Origin of the sequence: Devosia indica (assembly GCF_003056405.1) — a bacterium.
In the GTDB taxonomy this organism is placed as follows: Bacteria; Pseudomonadota; Alphaproteobacteria; order Rhizobiales; family Devosiaceae; genus Devosia; species Devosia indica.
In genome coordinates this window covers 20,107-41,909 of the sequence record NZ_PYVZ01000023.1, presented here as the reverse complement: position 1 = coordinate 41,909, position 21,803 = coordinate 20,107, and the positions used below count along the sequence as shown (strand labels likewise).

Genomic DNA, 21,803 nt, shown 5'->3' with positions numbered 1-21,803 from the left:
CCAACAACTGGAAACTTCTATCACTGGGCATATGCGCAGACATAGGAACTCACACCGTCATCAAATCCACGGTGCCAATACCCTACCAACCACCGGCACGTCAGACGGGGGCGCCTTGGCGCTTACGTTCGTCTTCCGCCCTCGCTGCCTCCAGCTCTGCCTTGAGCCTAGCAACCAGCGGCAGCAGTCGACGAGCATTTGCCTCGCTCCCCTTCCGCATGACTGCGGCCAGGCGAGCGAGATAGATCTCACACTGTTTGGCTGTTCGGATTTTGGCTGCGGGCGGAAGCATTACCGGGCCTTCGACAATTGATGGATCGAAAGCTTGAGGCAGCGCAACGAGGCAAACTAGCCCCCCAGGGGGGGGCGTATTCGGTAACATTTTAAGGGTATCATTTAGTCAGACAGAACAAGCTGAAAAAATGAAGATGACAGTATTTCTACCAATATTCGCCTACGTTCCAGCAATGCAGACGGGGCGAAAATGGGCGCAGTTTGAGTCGAAACGAGACAGATCGAATATTGAAAAGATCGTTCATGCCGTCAAAATACTCGAAAAGTCTTCTCCAATTATAATACCTTTCTGTGGACCTGAATATCAGGACTACACCTCAGTGATTGGTATATATGATGGAATTAACATGATACTGGAGCACGATACCGGCTCAAAAGATGCACTTGTTGAATTGTTAGATCACTTGAATGGCAGGAAATTTTGCATCCTTGTTCCAGATCGACGTTCATTTTTCGATGACATCACAAACCCCTCGCTACGAGTTGGTTGGGATTGGAGAGTAAAAGGAATACAAGGGCAAGTACTGAGCATCGAATGTGATAATTTCCCACTGTCGAAGGTGGGCAGGATGTCAGGAAAACCACTGTATGACCACCTAACCAGCAACATCATGGAAAGTGCTACATATTTAAGGTATTGGTCTAATGGATCGCAAAGTCAAAATTCAAGCAAGAAAAATGATTAATTAGTCTACAATGTTTCTTGCGACAGCACCAAGTAATAAGCCTTCCAACATTCCGGAATGCGAGCCTCTACGCTCCCGGCGCTGTGCCAGACGCAGTTGTAACCTCTAGTACACCATGTGACGATCACATGGCATAGACTGGACGACCTTGCTGACAGGAAGATCAAATAATCCCTTCATCGAAAGGGAGCGCCATGTTGGCGAGGAGGCCGCGCTGCCAGGCGAGGCCTCCACCCGAGCCATATTTGGGGCGAGAGACTGTGTGGCCGAAGATATCCATGCGCACCTCGTAATCGATTTTCGCAACCTTCATGCGGTCTTCAAAACTGTGACGCAGTCCGTAGAGCGTGTGCTCTTGGGTCGGCAGAAGCCCATTCTCCCCCAAGAAGGAATTTATCGTCTGCGAAGCCGTACCAGTTTTGTCCATGTAGCGCGGAAAACCGGCGGGAAACGCCTTGAACACCTGGAGCGAGATGCCGACAAGAGGAACGGTGCGGATAGAGGCCGTACTTTTGACCTCATGCGGCCCGAATTGCTTAACGTCAGAGTTCTTTCGGTCGCCAGCGCGTCGTGGACGAACAGCGATATGGGGCACCGCATGATCGAGGACAATAGCGCTTGGCGTGAGATTGCATATCTCGGAAGGGCGGCAGCCAGTCTCTATCATCGCAAGCAACACACCTCTGGCCTCTGGATTGAGACCAGATAGCTTGCCGGCGCGCAAGAACCGGCTTTCGATCCAGTCTACCGGGAAAGAGGGACGGCGAACGTTGCCGTCTTCCGCAAAGCTGAGCCCTAGAAATGGGTTTAGCCTGTCATTGTCGTTATGCTCGAAGCTGAAGTACTCTCGGTACAGCTTCCGCAATTCACCGATTTCCCTGTTCCCACCGCTTGGATTCAAGGGCTCTGCATCGTCCTCGGGCACGATGCGTGCGAGCCAATAGCGATAGAACCGCACCGCATCGTCGCGCGTAATATCAGCAAGCGGCTTGTCGCCAACGACCTCTGCAAACCTTCGGATAGCGCGCTTCGGAATGTTCTTCCAAATGCGCAATTGGTTTGGGCTCTTGTTTGCTAAGCTCATTTTCCCCGGACCTTCCATGAAAATCCTAAGTGCATCGTCAAATCGGTGCGTCGGCTTTGAGACTGTCCCTAAGACCGCCTGTTCGATCTCTCGCGGCGTCGACACCGGTAAAATCGCCTCAAAGCGGCTGGAAATGTCATCCCAGCTAGCGGTGCGGCTCAGTTCCTCCACCGGCACATACCCAAATCCCATAGCTTTGACACGTTTCAGGGCGGCGGCGTACCGGCCACGTGACCGCTCAACATTCTCCCCTAGCATCATCGAGGCCCAAAGGTCGTCATCGGCACTTGCAAGTAAGTCGCGCGCTTTTCTGGCCACGACTAGATCGCGAGTGCCCAATGCCTGTTCGATGACCGGAAATCGGCTATCTAGCCGTGCTAGTCTGGTAGGTACGCGCCGATAGTAAAGCCAGCTGTAGCCGCGGCGCTTTAGATACCGGTCGAGCTCATTCGGCTTAGGCATTCGCGCTTCCCATTCACACCGCTGTAGGGCACATTGTAGGGCAATTTGTAGGGCATTTTTCTGCCGATTGCGCACGATCATACCAAGATCGCCGCAAAAATGCCAGCAAATCCAGATGCGTAGTCAATTTGGATGTTGAGAAAATGGAGCGGGTAGCGGGAATCGAACCCGCGTATTCAGCTTGGAAGGCTGCTGCTCTACCATTGAGCTATACCCGCCCGAGGGCAATGCCACCGGCACCGATTAGCGCGAACCGGGGCTGGCTGGCAAGGGCTACACCGTCCCGCTTTCCACAATTTGCCTGCCAGACCAAATTCTTGCGCATCTTGCGTGCTAGGGTGTTGACACTAATGCGACAGCCAACCATAAACCGCCCCGACGACACGCAAGTTCATGTCGTTTCCTACCCGGAAATGTGGAGGGGTGGGAGAGTGGTTAAATCCATCAGACTGTAAATCTGACGCCTCAGGCTACACTGGTTCGAATCCAGTCCCCTCCACCACCCCCTCGCCCAAGCGAAAGCCGCAATCGCAGAACCTGGTTTACGTCAGCCCCAGGCGCGTCGCGTGCAGGGCCGCTTCGGCGCGTGAGGATATGCCCAGCTTGCGGTAGATGCTCTTGATATGGGTAGCGATGGTGGATTCAGCCAGATCCAGGGCCATCGCAACATCTGTATTGCGGAGCCCCTTGGCCAGCAGCTTGAGCACTTCGAGTTCACGGCGGGTCAGGCTATCACCCTCGCTTTCGACCGGGCCGGTGCGCTGGAAATGTTCCATGATCCGCCGTGCAATGGTTGGGGAAAGCGGCGGCACGCCATGCTGAATCTGCATAAGCTGTCGCAACAATACCGGTTCCGGCTGCCCCTTGAGAATATAGCCCTGTGCGCCCGCTGAAAGCGCCGCCACGATATGGGCATCATCGCCGAGAACCGTGCTGACCACGCAGATGGTTTCAGGCGTCAGCTCCGAGAACAGCCGCACCAGGTCGAGCCCCGAGCCATCGGGCAGGCCAATATCGACCAGCGCCATGGACCATTTCCGTTGCACGATCTGCAGGCGCGCTTCCTTCATGTTCCTGGCCGTGTCGACGCGGGCTTCGGGAAAAGCGGCTTGCGCAATCCGGATCAATGAAGTCATCGCCTCGGAAATGTCTTCGACGATCAGTAGGTTGTCCACGTTCATGGTGCCGGATCCCCCAGGGGGAGCTGCACTGCAATCCTGGTCCCCCCTGTGCCGGAGATGGCGAAAGTTCCGCGATGCGCCAGCGTGCGTGATCGCATATTGCCCAGGCCATCGCCGGAATGCGTGCTCTTTTCGTCAAAGCCCACGCCGTCATCGGCAATCGAAAGGCTGACCCGCTCGTCCGCAATCAAGAGCGCCACGCTAAATCGGGTGGCCTTGGCATGCCGGATCGCGTTGCTGGCTGCCTCACGGACTATCGAGCGGATCGTGTGGGCAAGCCGGGCGCTGACGATCCTGCCCTCATCACCTGACACCGACCAGTCTAGCGCCAGCCCGACCTGTACGAGCCGCTCATTGGTCTCGTAGCGCAGTTCGGCCAGCACCTCGTCCAGCCTGATGCCATTGCCATGCGCATTGGCGATGATGTCACGCAGATCCGTCAGGGTCTCGCTGACAATGGCATCCTTGCGCTCGGTCTCGCTGCTGTGCAGCGTGCGAAGCAATTGCGCCCCGATATTGTCGTGCAGGTCGCGCGCGATCCGCGACCGCTCCTGCCGCGCACCTTGCTCATGGGCATCGCGGCTATCCAGGGCATGCTGCATCAGCTGGATCATCCCCGAGACCCGATTCACGTCGGCCTGGGAAAACAGCCGCCGTCCACCATCGGCAAAGCGCAGCACCAGGGCCGGCAGCGGCCCGCATGCCGGCACCAGCAACTCTTGCCCCGCATCACGCAGCTCCACCATGCTGCCGCCAGTCGCCGTTTCGATGGTCAGCGGATTGAAGGCTTCCGACAACAGCTCATGCCAACCGACGGCCTGATCGAGGCTGCTGCGCGCCAGGGCAATATCGAGAATCTCGCGAAACCGTTGCTCGTCCAGATGATCCCGTCTCAATATGCGGGTTCCGATCATGTTGCGAAGCGGCAGATAGACCAAGGCGACTGTCAGCAATGCCAGCCCGAAAGCCGGCAGGCGCTCCAGTGCCACGCCATAGATGAGTACCGCATCGAGCGCGAGCAGCAACAAGGCGCCGATCAGGTAGGAGATCAGGCGGAAGGCCCAAGTCCCCAGATCAAACAACCGATAGCGGGCAACACCAATGGCCAGCCCGGCATAGATCAAAAGGATAATGGCAAAGGCATTGGCCTGAGAGGCCTGCGGCGCCAACCCCAACAGTGTGGGCGCTGCGATGGCAAACACGAACAGCCCGGTTCCCAGCAGAACCGAGAGGCCAAACCAGCCAAGGGCCGCGCGCGCCAGCGGATTGCGCCTTGAATAGTATAGCTGGGCAACGATCAGCGCGAACAGCGCCACGAACTGTGCCAGCATTGGTGCATAGGCCCCCACGGCCTGTGACGGGGCGAGCTGCAGGACATGGGACAGCACCACGCTCAGCCCCAACACCCAGACCGCACCAATCACCCGCCGCCCGGCCAGACGGTGCGGATAGACCAGCAGCAAGCTGATCAAGGCCAGCCCGAAAATATTGGTGCCTGTGTAGTTTCCCGCCGACAACAGGCGGAACAGCCCCCCCTCCAGCGCCAGTTCCCTTGTGCTGTAGATGGCGGCCGCCGTGGCCGACAGCATTAGGCCAAAGCCGGATACCGCAAAATAGGTGCTGGCTTCTTCGTGCCGCAGCGCCCAGACCCAGCCGCCCAGCAGAATACCCGCCCCACCGACCCCAAGCTGGAGCCAGAATTCAAAGGGGAGCGACCAGACAGGCCTGGACCCCAGCGCGGTCAGTTCAACCTCAGCGCTGCTGCCGTCCGCCAGGGTCACACCAAGCACGACCTGACCAGCACTGAGCACGCGATCCAATGCAGACTGGCGCGCGCGGAAGGCATTGAGTTCGGCATAGGTATCAAGCGTGTCCGGCTCTTCGATCACATCGAGCGCCCGAAGGTCGAGCGGGTCTCCCTGGCCAGGGGCCGCCAGGGTATCGAGGCGAACACCAGGTTGAAGCACCGCCGGCAGGTCCTCCCGCTGTACGTCCCGTATCACAACCAGCCCATCATCGCCCGGCGCCAGGGCAAGACCCATCCAGGACTGGCTGGCGGCAAGCCATATCGCGCCCGAAGCAACAATCAGAAACACCGCAGCGACCACTATCAGCCGCGCCTGCGGCGACAGGCGCAACATAGCCGCCCCCTCACCGGACTGCCCCATGCCCATGCGCTCGCCCCCATATCCTCTGAACCGGGGATGCCACAAAATTGCACACTTGCATAGTTTTAGCCGCATAAAGTGAATTGAGCGGGAAATTGATCGTGTCGAATACTGGCTGGAGACGTCGCCGTCGGAGTTTCTCCCTCCTCACCCTGCTTGCGATAATGCTGATCGCCGCTCTGACGACTGTGCTTTTCTTGCCCCGCATCGAAGCGACCGAATTTCCGCGCGAGAGCATCGCCGACATCCCCAATGGCGTGCTCGAACCATTTGTCGGGCTCTGGAGTGTCGGCTTTCCCGAAGGCGAAGGCATGATCAATGGCGCACCCATAGCAAGCTGTGCGGCGCCCGTTACCCTGAACGGCAGCGGCAATGGAACGCTGACCTACCTCTCGCCGACAGGAGACGAGGTAGCGTTTGAGCTTTCGGCGTTCTCGGGCCGGACGACCTGGCTTCCGGTCATGGGGGAAAGTCTTGTCGCCGTATGGATCAGCACTGACGAGTTCTATCTCTACTCAGTCGACCTGACGACCGGACGTGCGCGCTGGGACAATCCGCACGCCTATCGGCGTTGTCTCTGAAGGCGCAATATCGGCCGGTGCAATCGGCATGCGGATTCCTTGCGGAAACCCGGCAAACCAGCTACCGCTCCAGGCATGAGCCGCAACAAATTTCCGCCCAAACCAAAATATGATCCCGATGCCGGTCCGGTCTATCTGTATGGACTGCACACGGTCCGTGCCGCGCTGGACAATCCCGGCCGTATCAAGAAGGCCTTGCTGGCGACGCCAAATGCCCTCAATCGCCTAAAGGAGACCGGGGACATCGGCAATGTCCCGCTTTCCGAAACAACGCCCAAGGAGCTCGATCGCCTGTTGGGCGGCGAAGCCGTGCACCAGGGCGTGGCGCTGGAGGTCGACCCCGTCAGCCGCTACGGCCTCAAGGATATTGCCGAACTCAAGCTGGTCGTCGTGCTCGATCAATTGACTGATCCGCACAATGTCGGTGCTATCCTGCGCACCGCCTGTGCCTTTGGCGCAGATGCAGTCATCACCACGGCCCGTCATTCCCCCAGAGAAACCGGCGTCATGGCCAAGGCAGCCTCCGGGGCGCTCGACCTGGTGCCGATGATTGAAGTGCGAAATCTGGCCGACACGCTGGAAAACCTCAAGCAGCGCGGCATGTTAGTGCTGGGCTTTGATTCAGAAGCTGAAGCGCCGATACGCCCGCGCACCGACGCCGTTCCGCTGGCCGTGGTCTTGGGGGCCGAAGGCAAGGGGCTGCGCCAGCGCACAAGGGAGCTCTGCGACGAAATGGTTCGGCTCGACATGCCTGGCCCGATCAAGTCGCTCAACGTCTCCAACGCCGCAGCCATTGCCCTCTTTGCGGCCACCGCAGGCAGAACCGCATGAGCCAGTTCGAACCCTTCGCAATCGCCTTGAGACTGTCTGGCGTCACGCTGCGACAGCAGGAACTCGATACCGCACTCAAGCAGTTGACGTCTCGGTTCGAGCCCGAAGACGCAGAAGACAGCTTCTACGCACAGGTGGACGTGCCCACGGCCAACCCGGTGCGGGCAATTCTTGAGCTGGCGGAACGCTCTGGAACAACAATTGCCGCCATGCTCGATGACCGCCGCATCGGCAAGGCCGTGCTCGATATCGCCTTCGACTATCCCGCGGAGGGCGAATCCATGTCCGCCCGCCTGCCCGCCCATGCTGCGGCAGCAATCTCCGGGCATGGCATCGACATAGAGATTTCCGTTTATCTCACCGACGTAGAGGACGACGAAGACGCATGAACGCCGGGCCGCGCAACTGGGCAGGTAATATCGCATTCGCCGCGCGCACTGTCGCGCGGCCCCGCACAATCGCTGAACTGCAGGACATCGTGCGCAGGTCGGACAAGCTGCGCGTACTGGGCTCCGGGCATTCTTTCAACACCATTGCCGATACCGATGACACACTCATCATTCTCTCCGACCTTGAGCGCAGGATAGAAATAGACTCTGCCGCCGGGACAGTGAGCGTTGATAGTGGCGCCACCTATGCCGATGTGGCGCCGGTTCTGTATGCGGCCGGTTTTGCCCTGCCCAATGTTGCGTCCTTGCCCAACATCACGATTGCCGGTGCCGTCGTGACGGCCACTCACGGCTCGGGCGACGCCAACAGGAACCTCGCCGCCGCCGTCTCCGGGATCAAGCTGGTTACTGCAAATGGCGAGATCCTGAGCCTCAACCGCGGAGACGCCGAGTTCGATGGCGCCGTCGTCAGCCTGGGCGCGCTCGGGGTCATTTGCGAACTGACGCTCGACATCGTGCCGAGTTTTGACGTCCGGCAGAATGTCTATCTGGATCTGCCGGTCGCCACCGTCATCGAAAACTTTGATGCATTGATGTCGCGTGCCTATAGCGTAAGCCTCTTCACACGCTGGCAGGGCGCGGCCATCGACCAGATCTGGGTCAAGGCGCTGGCCAGCGCCGGGGAACCGCCGGTTGACGTGCTCGGAGCCAGAGCCGCAACAAGAGCCTGCCACCCCATTCCCGATATGGATGGAACCAATTGCACTGCGCAGTTCGGTGTGGCTGGCCCTTGGCACGAGCGGCTGTTTCACTTCGCCATCGGCAATACTGCCTCTGCGGGGGCAGAGTTGCAGTCGGAGTTTTTTGTGAAGCGCGCCGATGCGCCCGCCGCCATCGCCGCCCTGCACGCAGCCCAGGAACAGTTCTCCGGGGCGCTGTTCATTTCCGAAATCCGATCGGTTGCCGCCGACACGCTTTGGCTCAGTTCCGCCTATCAACAGGACACGATCGGGTTCCACTTCACCTGGCGCCCGGATTGGGAGCCGGCCATCGCGGCCGTAAAGGCGGTGGAAGCGGCCCTTTCCCCGTTCAACCCACGTCCGCACTGGGCCAAGCTCTTCACCCTGCCCCCTGAGGTAATTGCAACGCGGTTCCCGCGCATGTCCAACTTCCGTGATCTGGCGCAGCGCCTTGATCCGGCAGGAAAATTCCGCAACAGCTTCGTTACCGATCTGATCTTCAGCTAGGGTTTTTTGCTCAAAGGCTGCTGGCGTCCGCCGTGATCACGCTGCGGCCGAACACGCCGTCCGCCTTGGGTGCCAAACGGACCACCGAGTACCCACGCGCCTCCAGTTCGGCGAGGAAGCCGGGGAGAAGCTCGACGGTACGCTGGTGAATGTCGTGGAACAGAATGATGCCGCTGCCGCGTGCCTCCAGCCGATCCAATGTCCGGTTGGCTACAGTCTGCGCGCTGTCCTTGTAGTAGTCCTTGCTGTCAATATCGACGTCCAGCACCACCATGTCGCCGTGCAGCAAGCTTGTCCGCAGAAACCCGGTTTGTGCGAGATAGGGGAAACGGAAGAACGGTGCCAACCGCCCTGCTCCACCCAGAGCCTCGGCAACCGCTGCTTCCCCGCGGGCAATTTCGTCGAGGGCAGCTTGGCGAGACAGATTGGCCAAATTGGTGTGGTCGAATGTGTGACTGCCCACACTATGACCGCGCCGGGCCACTTCCTGGGCCAGGGCCGGATTGGCTTTGGCGGCCGAACCGAGCATGAGGAAGGTCCCCTTCACGCCATACATATCCAGCGCATCAAGAATTTTGGGGGTCTTGCCCGGCCTGGGGCCATCATCGAACGTGAGGATGACCTCACCCGGTCGCAGGATGATATCGGTGGTCGAGGCGACTTCCAGCGTTCGACCCGCAAGCTGGCTGGTGCCGAAAATGCGCCTCGGCATTGCCTGCTCTACCCGCGCCGATGCACTGCGCGCCACACTTCCGGTCACCACGCTGTCACCAGCCATGGAGGGTGATTGTGCAACAGAGTTCTGACTGATCGGTTTGGCGCAGCCAGCCAAGCTCAAAGCAAGCAGGCCCGAACACAAAAGCGCAGAAAACAACCGCAAGACTGAGCCCACCCATCCAAATCAAGTGGGCTTACTTTTCTCGGTTTATGGTTAACAATCCCCTCGCAAGACCTTAAGAATTACTTACTCGCCAGAGTCTTGGCCCTGCGCCCCAAAGTATCGAGGGCACTGAGAAAGGCGGACCGATCCGCTGGACGGAAGCTTGCATTGTGACCGGAAATCTCTCCGGTTTCACGCAGATGCTGCTTGAGATCGCGCATGGCCAGAGCCATGCCGATGGAGGCCGGTGTAAAAGGCTTTCCGGTAAAGCCCAGCACGTGGCAGCCCTTGTCGATGGCCCGGCTGGCCAACGGAATATCGGCTGTCAGCACGATATCATTGGCCTTGGCATGGTCCACGATCCAGTCATCCGCCGCGTCGGCCCCTGCCGGCACGACCACAACCTGCACCATCGGGTCACGCGATGGCCTGATCCCGCCATTGCTGACAATGGTGATGACCAGCCCCAGCCTCTCGGCGACCTTCCTGGCCTCGTCCTTGACCGGGCAGGCATCGGCATCAACGAAGATGGTCGGCTCAGCCATGCGTGATTTCGTCCAGCACAAAGGTCAATCGGTCTTCCACGGAGACTTTGGGAAGTTCGACGACGCGATATCCCATTTCCGCATAGGCGTCACGCATTGGCCCATAAATGCGCTGTGCGTGGTCCCAACCCTCGGTGCGTTCGGCGTCGTCGGCGTAGATCTCGCGCCAGGGCGGCGCGAAGAAAACGGTCCGATTGTAGCGATAGAGCCGCGCTGCCCGCGCAAAATGCTCAGTCTCTGCCAGCCCAAGAATCCGGCCATAAGCCACCAGATCGGGAATGCCACGGTCACACAATGCCGGCCCCTCGCCTGCGCAAAGCTCTTCATGGGTCCGGATATCCCGGTCCAGCATGAGTTCGGCGAATCGGGCCGGATCGCGCCATTGCAGTGCCGGGCCGTCAATGGCCGTCTGCACCTGGATCACCGCCCGGGCCGCCTCGCGCCCGATTCGGATACCCCGCGCTGACGCGGCATTGAGTAGGGTTGTCTTGCCTGCGCCCGGCGCGCCAGTCAGCACAAACAGGCTTTCGCCAGCATGCGTCATGCTGTTGCCTCGTAAACAATGTTGGGGGAAGCGGCACAGTCGCCGCCCCTCCAATCTATGCGAGGCGTTCTGATCAGTAAACCACCACTGATCGGATGCTTTCGCCCGAATGCATCATGTCAAAACCCTTGTTGATGTCTTCGAGCCGGAGCGTATGCGTGATCATGGGATCGATCTCGATCTTGCCGTCGAGATACCAGTCGACAATTTTCGGCACGTCGGTCCGACCCTTTGCGCCACCAAAGGCAGTGCCCATCCAGGTCCGACCGGTCACAAGCTGGAACGGCCGCGTCGAAATTTCCTGCCCGGCCCCGGCCACGCCGATCACCACCGACTTGCCCCAGCCGCGATGCGCGCATTCGAGCGCCTGACGCATAACCTTGGTGTTACCTGTACAGTCGAACGTGTAATCGGCACCGCCAATCAGATCCCCACGGCGCTTGGTCAGATTGACCAGGTAGGGAACCACATCCTCGCCGATTTCGGTGGGATTGACGAAATGGGTCATGCCGAAGCGTTCGCCCCATTCCTTCTTCCCATTGTTGATGTCCACACCGATGATCATGTCAGCGCCGGCTAGCCGCAGGCCCTGAATGACATTGAGCCCGATCCCGCCCAGGCCGAACACCACCGCAGTTGCTCCGATCTCGACCTTCGCGGTGTTGATCACCGCGCCGATGCCGGTCGTCACGCCGCAGCCGACATAGCAAACCTTGTCGAACGCCGCGGCCGGATCGATCTTGGCGACAGCAATCTCCGGCATCACGGTATAGTTCGAAAAGGTCGAGCACCCCATATAGTGGAAGATCGGCTTGCCTTCGAGAGAGAAGCGCGAGGTCCCGTCGGGCATCAGCCCCTGCCCCTGGGTGGCGCGAATGGCCGTGCACAGATTGGTCTTGCCCGACCGGCACGAATAGCATTCGCGGCATTCCGGCGTGTACAGCGGGATGACATGGTCACCCTTCTTCAGACTGGTGACGCCGGCGCCGACATCCACCACGACGCCGGCCCCTTCATGCCCCAGAATGGACGGGAACAACCCTTCCGGATCGGCACCCGAGAGCGTGAAATCGTCGGTGTGACAAAGCCCGGTGGCCTTGATCTCGATCAGGACTTCCCCGGCCTTCGGGCCCTCCAGATCCACTTCGACAATCTCAAGCGGCTTACCGGCAGCAAGGGCAACGGCGGCGCGGGTTTTCATACGGAATCTCCTACCAAACTTGGCGAAAACTCGCACGATCAGGTGCGCCTCGGCAACTCCCGGCGCCACACAAGCCGCCCGTCCACCGACGAAGTCAGTCCGCTATCGCGCCCGGCCCTGGTTGAGCACCCGGTGGCACCTTGCCCATGATGATCATGCCCAGAACTTCATCCTTGGTGACTTCGGACGTTTTGGCCTGCCCCACAACCTGCCCGTTCTTCATCACCACGACCCGGTCGGCCAGATCAAACACATCGTGAATGTCGTGGCTGATCAGGAAGATGCCGATACCCTCCGACTTGAGCTGCTTGATCAGTTCGCCCACCTGCGCAGTTTCCTGCGGCCCCAAGGCAGCCGTCGGCTCGTCCATGATCAGGATGCGTGCATTGAACAGGATCGCCCTGGCAATCGCGACCGACTGCCGCTGCCCGCCGGAAAGAGCCTTCACCGGCTCCTTGAAGCGGCGGAAATTGGGGTTCAGTCGCCCCATCACCTCGCGCGCCTTGGACTCCATGGCGGCATCATCCAGCGTACCGAGCGAGGTGACCATCTCGCGGCCGAGAAACAGGTTTGCCGCGGCATCGACATTGTCGGCAACAGCGAGCTGCTGATAAATCGTTTCGATGCCATAGGCCTTGGCGTCGCGCGGATTGTTGATCGTGGCGGGTTCGCCATTGATGCGGATTTCGCCCTCATCGCGCTTATAGGCGCCCGAGAGAATCTTGATCAGCGTCGACTTGCCCGCGCCATTATGGCCGAGTAGCCCCACCACCTCCCCGCTATGCAGGTCGATAGAGGCGCGATCCACGGCGTGAATGCCACCGAAGGAGATCGAGATATCGGTCATTTCGACCAGAGGCTTGCCGGTATCCAGCATAACGCAACTCCTAATGCTTGTTCCGGCGGTAGAGCGTGTCGAGCCACACCGCAAAGACCAGAACCACGCCAACCACGATTGACTGCAGCGGACTGTCGATACCCATCAGCACCATGCCCGACTGCAGCGACTGCATCACCAGAGCCCCCAGCAGCGCCCCGGCAATCGTGCCCACGCCACCGGCCAGGGAGGTACCCCCAATCACCGCTGCGGCGATGACATAAAGCTCGTCGAGCGTCCCCAGGGCGTTGGTCGCCGCGTTGAGACGGGCCGTCGAAATGGCGGCTGCGATGGCGCAGAGCGCCCCCATCAGCATGAAAATCTTGACGGTCACCCAGCGCGTATTGATGCCAGCCAGTTCCGCCGCCTCGGGATTGCCGCCCATGGCATAGACATAGCGGCCAAAGCGCGTCCGGGTGGCCAGGAACGTCATGACCACGCCGACGCCGACCGCGATCAACACGGGAATGGCAATGCCATGCGAGATGAACAGCCCGCCTTCGGGTACCGCGATGCCATTGGTCTCCGCGAACCGCTCGGCAATGCGTATCGGCCAGGGATAGGCATTGGCGACCCATACAGCGGCAATTGTCGCACCGCAGCCGATTACGGCGAGGGAGACTTCCGCCCAGACCGGTCGCTGCGGAAAATTGAACCGCTGGCGCTGGCGACGCCCAAAGTACAGCCCGACGACGATGGCCGCACAGGCCACACCCGCGATCACCCAACTCCACAGGGCACCGATCGATCCATCCGGACCCCCCCCCATGAGCTGGAACGTTGAATCCATGGGCGCCACAGTTCGACCGGCCGTGACCCACCAGGCCGCTCCGCGCCAAACCAGATACCCACCCAAGGTCACGATGAAGGCCGGCACCCGCAAATAGGCAATGATCGCCCCCTGCAATCCGCCAATACCCACACCAACGGCCAGACCCGTCGCCAGGGACAACACCCAGATCAATGGATGTCCGAGCCCCAACCCGAACTGGGTCGGCAGGATCTGGGTCTGCATCACGCCCATCACCATGCCCACCACGCCCAGGATCGAGCCGACGGACAGGTCGATATTGCGGGTCACGATGACCAGCACCATGCCGGTGACCATCACCGCCACCGATGCGGTTTGCACCGACAGGTTCCAGAGGTTGCGCGGTGTCAGAAACAGCCCGCCCGAAAAGAAGTTGAACCCGACCCAGATGATGGCCAGCGCACCGATCATGCCCAACAGGCGCGTGTCGATCTCGGTCGCGATCAGGAACCGCTGAAGCGGATTCTGCACCGTCTGGCTTGGATGCGTGGTGCTTGTCATGGCGCGCGGTTCGGCCATCTAATTCCCCCATGGAAGAAGCGCTCCGGCGAGCCGGGGCGCAGTCTGATCAAGCAAGTGCCGCAGCGCGTCACGCCGCGGCACTTGCTGGTCAGTCTAGTACAAGATGACCTCAGTCACACGCAGCGACGGATCCAGCCGCAACGCCCTGGCAGACGACGTCCTTGGACACCCAGCCAGCGTCGATCACGACGTCGAGGTTGTCCTGGGTCACCGGGACCGGAGCAAGCAGCACTGCATTCATCTCGACGCCATTGGGGCCATCGGAGAATTTGGTTGCACCGGTGACTTCGTCCAGGGCTGCACCGCCGGCCAGTTCAACCGCAATTTCTGCGGCCTTTTTGCCCAGCTCGCGCGCATCCTTCCACACCGACACCGTCTGGGTGCCCAGCGCGATACGGTTGAGGGCGGCATGATCGCCATCCTGCCCGGAAACCGGCACGGCACCGGCCAGTCCCTGCGCACTCAGCGCCGCGATGGCACCACCGGCAGTACCGTCATTGGACGCCACAACCGCGTCCACCTCGTTATTGTTCGCGGTCAGGAACTGCTCCATGTTTGCCTGGGCAACTTCGGGGTTCCAGTTGTCTGTATAGGCTTCGCCGACATTGACGATGGCGCCGGAATCCACGGCTTCCTGGAGCACTTCCATCTGTCCGGCAAACAGGAAGTCGGCGTTCGGATCAGCCGAGTTGCCCTTGATGAAGACGTAGTTGCCCTCAGGCTGCACTTCGAACACACCGCGAGCCTGCATGCGGCCCACTTCCTTGTTGTCGAAAGTCAGGTAGAAGGCGTCTGGGTTCTCGATCAAACGGTCATAGCCAACCACCGGGATACCTTCTGCGACAGCCGCAGCCACGGCGGGGCCGATGGCATCGCTATCCTGCGCAAGAACGATCAGCGCATCTGCACCCTGGCTGATCAGGCTCTCGATGTCGGTCAACTGCTTGGACGCGGACGACTGGGCGTCTGCCGAGATGTATTCGGCGCCGGCAGCATCGAGCGCAGCCCTGATAGCGGCTTCATCAGTTTTCCAGCGTTCTTCCTGGAAATTGTTCCAGGATACACCGACGACAATCTGGTCCTGCGCGACAGCCGAGCCGATAAGCACGGTCGACGCCAGCAGGACTGCTGCAAACTTTTTCATATCTGTCCTCCCATGGGCAGATTTGCTGCCCGCAATGCAAGTTGGCGGCTTGTCCCCAACCGGGCGCCGCCTCCCTGCGCCCTGAGCATTATTTTTACTGCTCGAAAAAAGGTCTCGCACGCGCCGCCGCGACATGTCAACGTCATTTTCGGGCCTCGAAGAAATTCGCGTGTTGCGATATGGCGTGCACAATGCTGTTTTGGAAATTGGGGTTGGGGGAGAAGGCCGCTTGACGCGAAACGTCAGCGATAGTGATAGCGTCCGGCGGCAAAATCGCGGACTGATCCTGGGTGCCCTGCGCTCGGGCGGCCCTCAGTCGCGCACTGCTTTGGCAGGTATTACGGGCCTTAGCCATGCCAGCGTCACAGCCATCATGCAGGACCTGCTTGCGCAGCGGATAGTTGAAGAGCTCACCAGCCCCGAGCGCACCGACGGGCGCATGCGCGGCAGGCCGGCCACCCTGGTTGGCTTCCAGCGCGCAGCCGCCTATGTGGCCCTTTTCGAGATCGACGTGAATCGCCTGCGCGCGTCGCTTGTCGACTATTCAGGTGTGCTGGTGGACCGGATCGAAATAGCCGTATCACCATCGACCTTTGTCGAAACACCGCCTGGCGACTTCTTCGCCGCGCATCTGGATAGCCTTCGCGGCCGTACCCCACAGGCCGCCCGGACACTCCGCCGCATCGCCATCAGTGTTCAAGGCATTCTCAACCCGGACAATAGTGGCCTCAAATGGTCGCCCATTGCCAGCCTGGCCGGGTCTTCCTTCGCGCATGACCTTGCCCGGGACTCGGGGTTGCCGGTCGCCCTCTACAAGCGTGGCCGTCTGCTGGCCGAAGGCACGCGCTGGCTCGACCCCGGCCTGCTTCAATCCAGCGTCGCCACGGTCTTTGTCGGCTCGACGGTCGCCATGGGCCTTAGCCTCCACGGCCATATCACCGGTCGCAGCGAAGGCGGCGCCACCGAGTTCGGACATATGAACCATATGCCCAACGGCGCCCTTTGCCGTTGCGGCATGCGCGGCTGCATCGAGGCCTATGCGGCCGACTATGGCATTTTGCGCACCAGCTACTCGGTGCCCGACACGACGCCCCCTGCCCCCGCTGTCCCTGCGCAGCAGTTCGATGCACTGATCCAGCGCGCAGAGGCCGGCGACCGAGACGCAACCCATGGCTTCAATCTGGCCGGCCGTGCCATCGGCTATGGGCTGAGCCGCATGATGGCCATGTTCGACCCCAGTCACATCCTTATTGTCGGACCCGGTGCGCGTGCACTGGACTTGCTTAGGCCCGAAGTCGAGGCCGCGCTGGCCGCCTCCCTGGTCTGCAAGATCAATGGCCTGCCCAAGATTCTCGCTCACCCCGACGAGCGAGAGCCCATCTTCAGGGGCCTGATGATGAAGACCCTGTCGGCACTCGACCAGACCGACTTCGCTGCCCTCGAAACAGGCAGCCGGGTCTAACACGTTCACGCTGTCTGCAATTCAATGACTATTCTGGAGTTGACACCTGGCGCTGCAGTAAAGTCTGATCCTCATCACGCCAGTATCAAACATCAACTGGCGCGAGCTAGCGGTTTTGAAATTGTGACACTGCCACTACAAATCTGACGCGCAGTATTTATCCGATAACGCCTGGACGATCGGAGCAGAAACTATGGCCAAGAAGGTAATTCCTGTCATTCTGGCCGGTGGCCAGGGCACGCGGCTCTGGCCGATGTCGCGCGTGGCGCGTCCAAAGCAGTTCTTGCCCCTCACAGGCCCCCTCAGCCTCTTCCAGAAGACGCTGCAGCGTGTGAACAGTCCGTTGTATTCTGCCCCGCCCGTCGTCGTCACCAATGCGGAGTACCGCTTCCTTGTTGCCGAGCAGGCAGCCGAGGTCGAAATAGCGACCTCAAGCATTCTGCTGGAGCCCGTAGGGAGAAATACGGCCCTTGCCATGGCTGCTGCCGCGGCTCACATCGTGCAATGCCACGGCGACGCCATCCTCCATGTCGTGCCTTCGGACCATGCGGTTGAAATCACTGAGGGATATTGGCTGGCAGTCAACCAGGCCATAATGGCCGCCGAGGCAGGCAAGCTGGTCACCTTCGGACTGGTACCGACCCATCCGGAAACAGCATTTGGATACATCCAGGCGGATGCCAGGGTTGGCGCGGGCCCTTGCGCCGTGCAACGTTTTGTTGAGAAACCCAACATGCAGAGGGCCATTGAGATGCTCTCCGCCAGGGGACATTTCTGGAACTCGGGCATGTTCGTCCTGGACGCCGGCGCCTTTCTCAGTGAGTGCCGGAGGCTGGCGCCGCAGACCTTTGAGGCAGCACAAGCCGCGGTGGCTGGCGCCCGCGAGGACCTCGACTTCATACGGCTCGACGCACCCTCATTTGCGGACGCGCCGGATATTTCGGTCGACTATGCAATATTCGAGAAGACGGACAAGGCCGCGGTCGTAGCCGTCGACTTTCCCTGGTCGGACCTGGGCAGTTGGGACGCCGTGTGGAAGTCGGCTCAGCGCGATCCGTCCGGCAATGTCACGCAGGGCGCCGTTACCCTGGATGGCGTATCCGATTCCTTGGTCGTGACCGACCACGCCCATGTGGCGGTCAACGGCGTAGAGGATATTGCCGTAATCGCGACCAACGATGCGGTCTATGTCGGTCGGCTCTCGGACGCGCAAAAGGTTGGCGACATGGTTCGGCGCATGCGCGCCGACGCCGCAACCACCGGCCTGACCGAAGTGCATCGCACCGCATATCGGCCATGGGGTGGCTATTCATCGGTGCTCAGTGGTGACCGCTTCCAGGTCAAGCGCCTGTTCGTTAAGCCCGGCAGGAAACTCAGCCTGCAAAAGCATCACCACCGCGCTGAACATTGGGTGGTCGTGCGTGGCACGGCGGAGGTGACCATTGATGGCGCGGTCAGCGTAGTGACCGAAAACCAGTCGATCTACCTGCCGCCCGGCTGCGTGCATCGCCTCGCCAATCCCGGCAAAATCGACCTGGAGCTGATCGAGGTCCAGACCGGTTCCTACCTCGGTGAGGATGACATCATTCGCATCGAAGATGAATTCGGCCGCGTCTGACCCTGCGCGCCAGGCTGACCGGTACAATTGGCACCGGCCACACTCCGCGCCGTTTCAGAGCTTGAGGAAGGCGTGGAGCTGATCTGCCAGGACCTCGGGGCCCGCTTCGGCGCCATGCAATACCAGCTCGGCATTTTCAGGCGGTTCGAAGGGCGAGTCGATGCCGGTGAAATTCTTGATCTCGCCAGCACGCGCCCTCTTGTAGAGCCCCTTTGGGTCACGCGCCTCGCAGACCTCAAGCGGGGTATCCACATAGACCTCGGTGAAATCAGTATCCCCGGCAATCTCGCGCGCCAGCCGACGCTCTTTCTCGAACGGTGAGATGAAGGACACCAGCACGATCAATCCGGCATCGGCCATCAGCCGCGCCACTTCCGCCACGCGACGAATATTTTCTATTCGCGCTGCTTCTGTGAACCCCAGGTCCTTGTTCAGTCCGTGCCGGACATTGTCGCCGTCCAGGATATAGGCGTGCCGCCCTTCGGCAGTCAGCCGCTTCTCGAGCAGGTTGGCGACCGAGGACTTGCCTGAGCCCGAAAGTCCCGTGAACCAGATGATACGGGGCGACTGCCCCTTCATCTGTGCACGCACCTCACGGTTCACGTCAAAGGACTGGTAGGTCAGGTTCTGGGCGCGCCGCAGGCCGAATTCGATGGTCCCTGCCCCAAGCGTGGCATTGGAGATCCGGTCAACCAGGATGAAGCCGCCAGTGCGCGCATTGCTGGCATAGGGATCGAAAGCAATCGGCTTGTCGGTGTTGAGCGTGACCGTGGCAACCTCATTCAGATCGACCTTGGTTGCCGCCGTCTGTTCCAGCGTATTCACATTGGTTCGGAACTTGAGGTCGGTGATCGTCGCCGGCACCGTCTGTGTGCCGATCTTGAGCAGATAAGAGCGCCCCGGATAGGCCGGCTCCTCGTTCATCCAGACCACCCTGGCCTGAAACTGGTTGGAATAGTCCAGAGTCTCACCCGGCCGCGACAGCACGTCGCCACGCGAGATATCCACTTCGCGATCAAGCACCAGCGTCACCGCCTGCCCGGCAACGGCGTGGTCCAGATCCCCATCCATGGTGACAATACGGCTGACGACGGCCGGTTTGCGCGATGCAGCAATCAGCACCTCGTCGCCCACTGCTATCGTCCCCGATGCAACCGTTCCGGAGAACCCGCGGAAGTCAAGATTCGGCCGGTTAACCCACTGCACCGGAAAGCGGAATTTCTCCCTCGTACGATCCTCGGAAACGTCGATGGCTTCGAGATAGGGCACCAGCGCCTCGCCCTCATACCAGGGCGTATTCTCGCTAAGGCGCAGGATATTGTCCCCCCGCAAGGCAGACACCGGAACGGCGGCCAGCGTCTTGAATCCCAAAGGCTCTGCGAAGGCACGATACTCAGCCACGATGCGATCAAACGTTTCCTGGTCGTAATCCACCAGGTCAATCTTGTTGACCACCAGCACCACATGCTTCACCCCGATCAGCGAGAGAATGAAACTGTGCCGCCGGGTCTGGGTCAGCACACCCTTGCGCGCATCGATCAGCACCAGGGCCAGCTCGGCATTGGAGGCGCCCGTCGCCATGTTGCGCGTATACTGCTCATGGCCTGGCGTGTCGGCCACAATGAACTTGCGCTTGTCGGTCGAGAAGAACCGGTAGGCCACATCGATCGTGATGCCCTGCTCCCGTTCGGCGACCAGGCCATCTACCAGCAGCGAGAAATCGATACCCTCATCGCCCACCGTGCGATTGTGACTTTCCTTCTTGAGGCTCGCCAACTGGTCATCAAGGACAAGCTGACTATCGTAGAGCAACCGCCCGATCAGAGTGGACTTGCCGTCATCGACGCTGCCGCAGGTGAGAAACCGCAAGAGCGATTTTTCTGTCTGCTGGGCGAGCCAGAGATCCAGGCTGTTATCGGCAGTGGCAGGAATTGCGGACATGGCTAGAAATACCCTTCCTGCTTCTTCTTCTCCATCGAACCAACGCTATCGCTGTCGATCAGGCGCCCCTCGCGTTCCGAAGTACGGCTTGCCTGCATTTCCATGATGATGGAGGGCAGATCAGCGGCGTCAGAGCGGATGGCGCCCGTCAGCGGGTAGCAGCCCAGTGTGCGGAACCGCACCACTTCTTGCTTGGGCGTTTCGCCCGGATTGAGCGGCAGGCGCTCGTCGTCGACCATAATCAGCGTGCCGGAACGCTCGACCACCGGACGCGGACGAGCGAAATAGAGCGGCACAATGGGGATTTGCTCGGAATAGATGTATGTCCACACGTCCAGCTCGGTCCAGTTCGAAATCGGGAAAACCCGCATGCTCTCGCCTGGATTAAGCCGTGTATTGAACGTCCGCCACAGCTCCGGCCGCTGGTTCTTGGGATCCCAGGCATGGCTGGCATTGCGATGTGAGAAAACGCGCTCCTTGGCGCGTGACTTTTCCTCGTCACGCCGCGCCCCGCCAATGGCCGCATCGTAGCGCCCCGCCGTCAGGGCCTGGCGCAGGGCCGCCGTCTTCATGATGTCTGTGTAGCGCGACGACCCGTGATCGAACGGATTGATGCCATCGCGCACGCCATCCTGATTGGTGTGGGTGATCAGATCGAACCCGTATTCCTCCGCGGTCCTGTCGCGGAAAGCGATCATCTCACGGAATTTGAACGTCGTATCGACATGCAAAAGCGGGAACGGAATCTTGCTCGGAAAGAACGCCTTGCGCGCCAGGTGCAGCAAGACGCTCGAATCCTTGCCGATCGAATACATCATCACCGGCCGCTCAAAGCTTGCGGCAACCTCGCGCAGGATCTCGATGCTCTCAGCCTCAAGGGTCTGCAAATGCGTCAGTCGATTCTGGTCCAACACTCTTATCCGGAACTGGGGCCTGGCGGCGGAGATTTGACCAGGTTTCGTACCCTCCTGCACCCTCGTCCAGCAACCCGAAATATGCCTGAATCGCTGGCACTACAGGGTCTTGAGGCAAATTTGTGCACCAACGGGGCGGCGCGTATGAAAGCCCACCCCAAGCGCCTTGGCCGCCGCATCGCACGATGCGCGCGTCCCGCGATTGGCGAAAAAAAAGTTCACCGGCGTTCGGCCGGCACAGAGCTCGGAGATGCGCATTTTTATCTGTTGTGCGATCGCCCCACTCGGTGATAAACGGCACCGCAATGCCGGTATAGCTCAGTTGGTAGAGCACCTGATTTGTAATCAGGGGGTCGCGGGTTCGAACCCTGCTGCCGGCACCACACTTCCTCATATTACTCTCAATAGCGCGCCGCAGACT

The 21,803-nt window shown here is 60.2% G+C and carries 19 protein-coding genes and 3 tRNA genes; 9 read left to right on the top strand and 13 right to left on the bottom strand.

Annotated elements, in window-relative coordinates:
* The first annotated feature begins 422 nt into the window (after positions 1-422).
* Positions 423-980 carry a hypothetical protein gene (locus tag DDE76_RS19650; RefSeq protein WP_157955905.1) on the top strand — a complete coding sequence of 186 codons (558 nt, stop codon included), beginning with the start codon at positions 423-425 and terminating at the stop codon, positions 978-980.
* A gap of 163 nt (positions 981-1,143) precedes the next feature.
* On the opposite strand, the gene DDE76_RS18065 is transcribed toward DDE76_RS19650, so the two are convergent.
* Positions 1,144-2,526, bottom strand: a complete 1,383-nt coding sequence (locus DDE76_RS18065; protein WP_157955904.1) for a DUF6538 domain-containing protein — start codon at positions 2,524-2,526, stop codon at positions 1,144-1,146.
* A 144-nt stretch (positions 2,527-2,670) separates the two neighbouring features.
* Positions 2,671-2,744, bottom strand: a tRNA-Gly gene (locus DDE76_RS18060).
* Between the two features lie 199 nt (positions 2,745-2,943).
* Between DDE76_RS18060 and DDE76_RS18055 the strand changes: the two genes are divergently transcribed.
* Positions 2,944-3,028 (top strand) — tRNA-Tyr (locus DDE76_RS18055).
* Positions 3,029-3,068: 40 nt separating this feature from the next.
* Here DDE76_RS18055 and DDE76_RS18050 read toward each other — a convergent pair.
* Together DDE76_RS18050 and DDE76_RS18045 are read right to left on the bottom strand one after the other, a co-directional pair.
* The gene (locus DDE76_RS18050) at positions 3,069-3,707 is read right to left on the bottom strand and encodes a LuxR C-terminal-related transcriptional regulator (protein ID WP_198650946.1); all 639 of its coding nucleotides are present in this window, start codon (positions 3,705-3,707) and stop codon (positions 3,069-3,071) included.
* Positions 3,704-5,848: a sensor histidine kinase gene (locus DDE76_RS18045; RefSeq protein WP_157955903.1), complete on the bottom strand. Its 2,145-nt coding sequence runs from the start codon at positions 5,846-5,848 to the stop codon at positions 3,704-3,706. Before DDE76_RS18045 ends, DDE76_RS18050 begins: the two co-directional genes overlap by 4 nt.
* Before the next feature lie 224 nt (positions 5,849-6,072).
* On the opposite strand from DDE76_RS18045, the gene DDE76_RS18040 reads away from it, so the two are divergent.
* From DDE76_RS18040 to DDE76_RS18025, 4 genes are all read left to right on the top strand, one after another.
* Entirely contained in the window at positions 6,073-6,456 is a 384-nt protein-coding gene (locus tag DDE76_RS18040) for a hypothetical protein (RefSeq protein WP_157955902.1), read from the top strand.
* 75 nt (positions 6,457-6,531) lie between these two features.
* Complete coding sequence (gene rlmB / locus DDE76_RS18035; RefSeq protein WP_104894100.1) at positions 6,532-7,287, top strand: 23S rRNA (guanosine(2251)-2'-O)-methyltransferase RlmB; 756 nt, start codon at positions 6,532-6,534, stop codon at positions 7,285-7,287.
* Positions 7,284-7,676, top strand: coding sequence for a hypothetical protein (locus tag DDE76_RS18030; RefSeq protein WP_104894099.1), 393 nt, complete (start codon positions 7,284-7,286; stop codon positions 7,674-7,676). Before rlmB ends, DDE76_RS18030 begins: the two co-directional genes overlap by 4 nt.
* Positions 7,673-8,923, top strand: a complete 1,251-nt coding sequence (locus DDE76_RS18025) for an FAD-binding protein (protein ID WP_104894098.1) — start codon at positions 7,673-7,675, stop codon at positions 8,921-8,923. Before DDE76_RS18030 ends, DDE76_RS18025 begins: the two co-directional genes overlap by 4 nt.
* A gap of 10 nt (positions 8,924-8,933) precedes the next feature.
* Here DDE76_RS18025 and DDE76_RS18020 read toward each other — a convergent pair whose 3' ends face one another.
* The 7 genes from DDE76_RS18020 to xylF all read right to left on the bottom strand — a co-directional run bounded on the left by DDE76_RS18020 (position 8,934) and on the right by xylF (position 15,447).
* A complete protein-coding gene (locus DDE76_RS18020) occupies positions 8,934-9,635 on the bottom strand; it encodes a polysaccharide deacetylase family protein (protein WP_157955901.1) in 702 nt (233 codons plus the stop codon).
* A 248-nt stretch (positions 9,636-9,883) separates the two neighbouring features.
* Entirely contained in the window at positions 9,884-10,348 is a 465-nt protein-coding gene (locus DDE76_RS18015) for a YaiI/YqxD family protein (protein WP_104894096.1), read from the bottom strand.
* Positions 10,341-10,892 (bottom strand): AAA family ATPase, encoded by a 552-nt coding sequence (locus tag DDE76_RS18010; protein WP_104894095.1) that lies wholly within the window; start codon positions 10,890-10,892, stop codon positions 10,341-10,343. Before DDE76_RS18010 ends, DDE76_RS18015 begins: the two co-directional genes overlap by 8 nt.
* Before the next feature lie 73 nt (positions 10,893-10,965).
* Positions 10,966-12,093, bottom strand: coding sequence for an S-(hydroxymethyl)glutathione dehydrogenase/class III alcohol dehydrogenase (locus tag DDE76_RS18005; protein WP_104894094.1), 1,128 nt, complete (start codon positions 12,091-12,093; stop codon positions 10,966-10,968).
* A gap of 94 nt (positions 12,094-12,187) precedes the next feature.
* Positions 12,188-12,970 carry an ATP-binding cassette domain-containing protein gene (locus DDE76_RS18000; RefSeq protein ID WP_104894093.1) on the bottom strand — a complete coding sequence of 261 codons (783 nt, stop codon included), beginning with the start codon at positions 12,968-12,970 and terminating at the stop codon, positions 12,188-12,190.
* A gap of 10 nt (positions 12,971-12,980) precedes the next feature.
* A complete protein-coding gene (locus DDE76_RS17995; RefSeq protein WP_104894092.1) occupies positions 12,981-14,300 on the bottom strand; it encodes a sugar ABC transporter permease in 1,320 nt (439 codons plus the stop codon).
* Between the two features lie 112 nt (positions 14,301-14,412).
* On the bottom strand, positions 14,413-15,447 hold the full coding sequence (xylF, locus tag DDE76_RS17990; protein WP_104894091.1) for a D-xylose ABC transporter substrate-binding protein: 1,035 nt from the start codon (positions 15,445-15,447) through the stop codon (positions 14,413-14,415).
* Positions 15,448-15,676: 229 nt separating this feature from the next.
* Here xylF and DDE76_RS17985 point away from each other — a divergent pair, with 229 nt between their 5' ends.
* A complete protein-coding gene (locus DDE76_RS17985; RefSeq protein ID WP_157955900.1) occupies positions 15,677-16,909 on the top strand; it encodes an ROK family transcriptional regulator in 1,233 nt (410 codons plus the stop codon).
* 193 nt (positions 16,910-17,102) lie between these two features.
* A complete protein-coding gene (locus DDE76_RS17980; RefSeq protein WP_104894089.1) occupies positions 17,103-18,527 on the top strand; it encodes a mannose-1-phosphate guanylyltransferase/mannose-6-phosphate isomerase in 1,425 nt (474 codons plus the stop codon).
* A gap of 54 nt (positions 18,528-18,581) precedes the next feature.
* Here DDE76_RS17980 and cysN read toward each other — a convergent pair whose 3' ends face one another.
* Together cysN and cysD are read right to left on the bottom strand one after the other, a co-directional pair.
* The gene (gene cysN, locus DDE76_RS17975) at positions 18,582-20,468 is read right to left on the bottom strand and encodes a sulfate adenylyltransferase subunit CysN (protein ID WP_104894088.1); all 1,887 of its coding nucleotides are present in this window, start codon (positions 20,466-20,468) and stop codon (positions 18,582-18,584) included.
* 2 nt (positions 20,469-20,470) lie between these two features.
* Positions 20,471-21,379 (bottom strand): sulfate adenylyltransferase subunit CysD, encoded by a 909-nt coding sequence (gene cysD / locus DDE76_RS17970; RefSeq protein ID WP_104894087.1) that lies wholly within the window; start codon positions 21,377-21,379, stop codon positions 20,471-20,473.
* 310 nt (positions 21,380-21,689) lie between these two features.
* Between cysD and DDE76_RS17965 the strand changes: the two genes are divergently transcribed.
* Positions 21,690-21,765: transfer RNA gene (locus tag DDE76_RS17965), tRNA-Thr, on the top strand.
* The last annotated feature ends 38 nt before the right edge of the window (positions 21,766-21,803 follow it).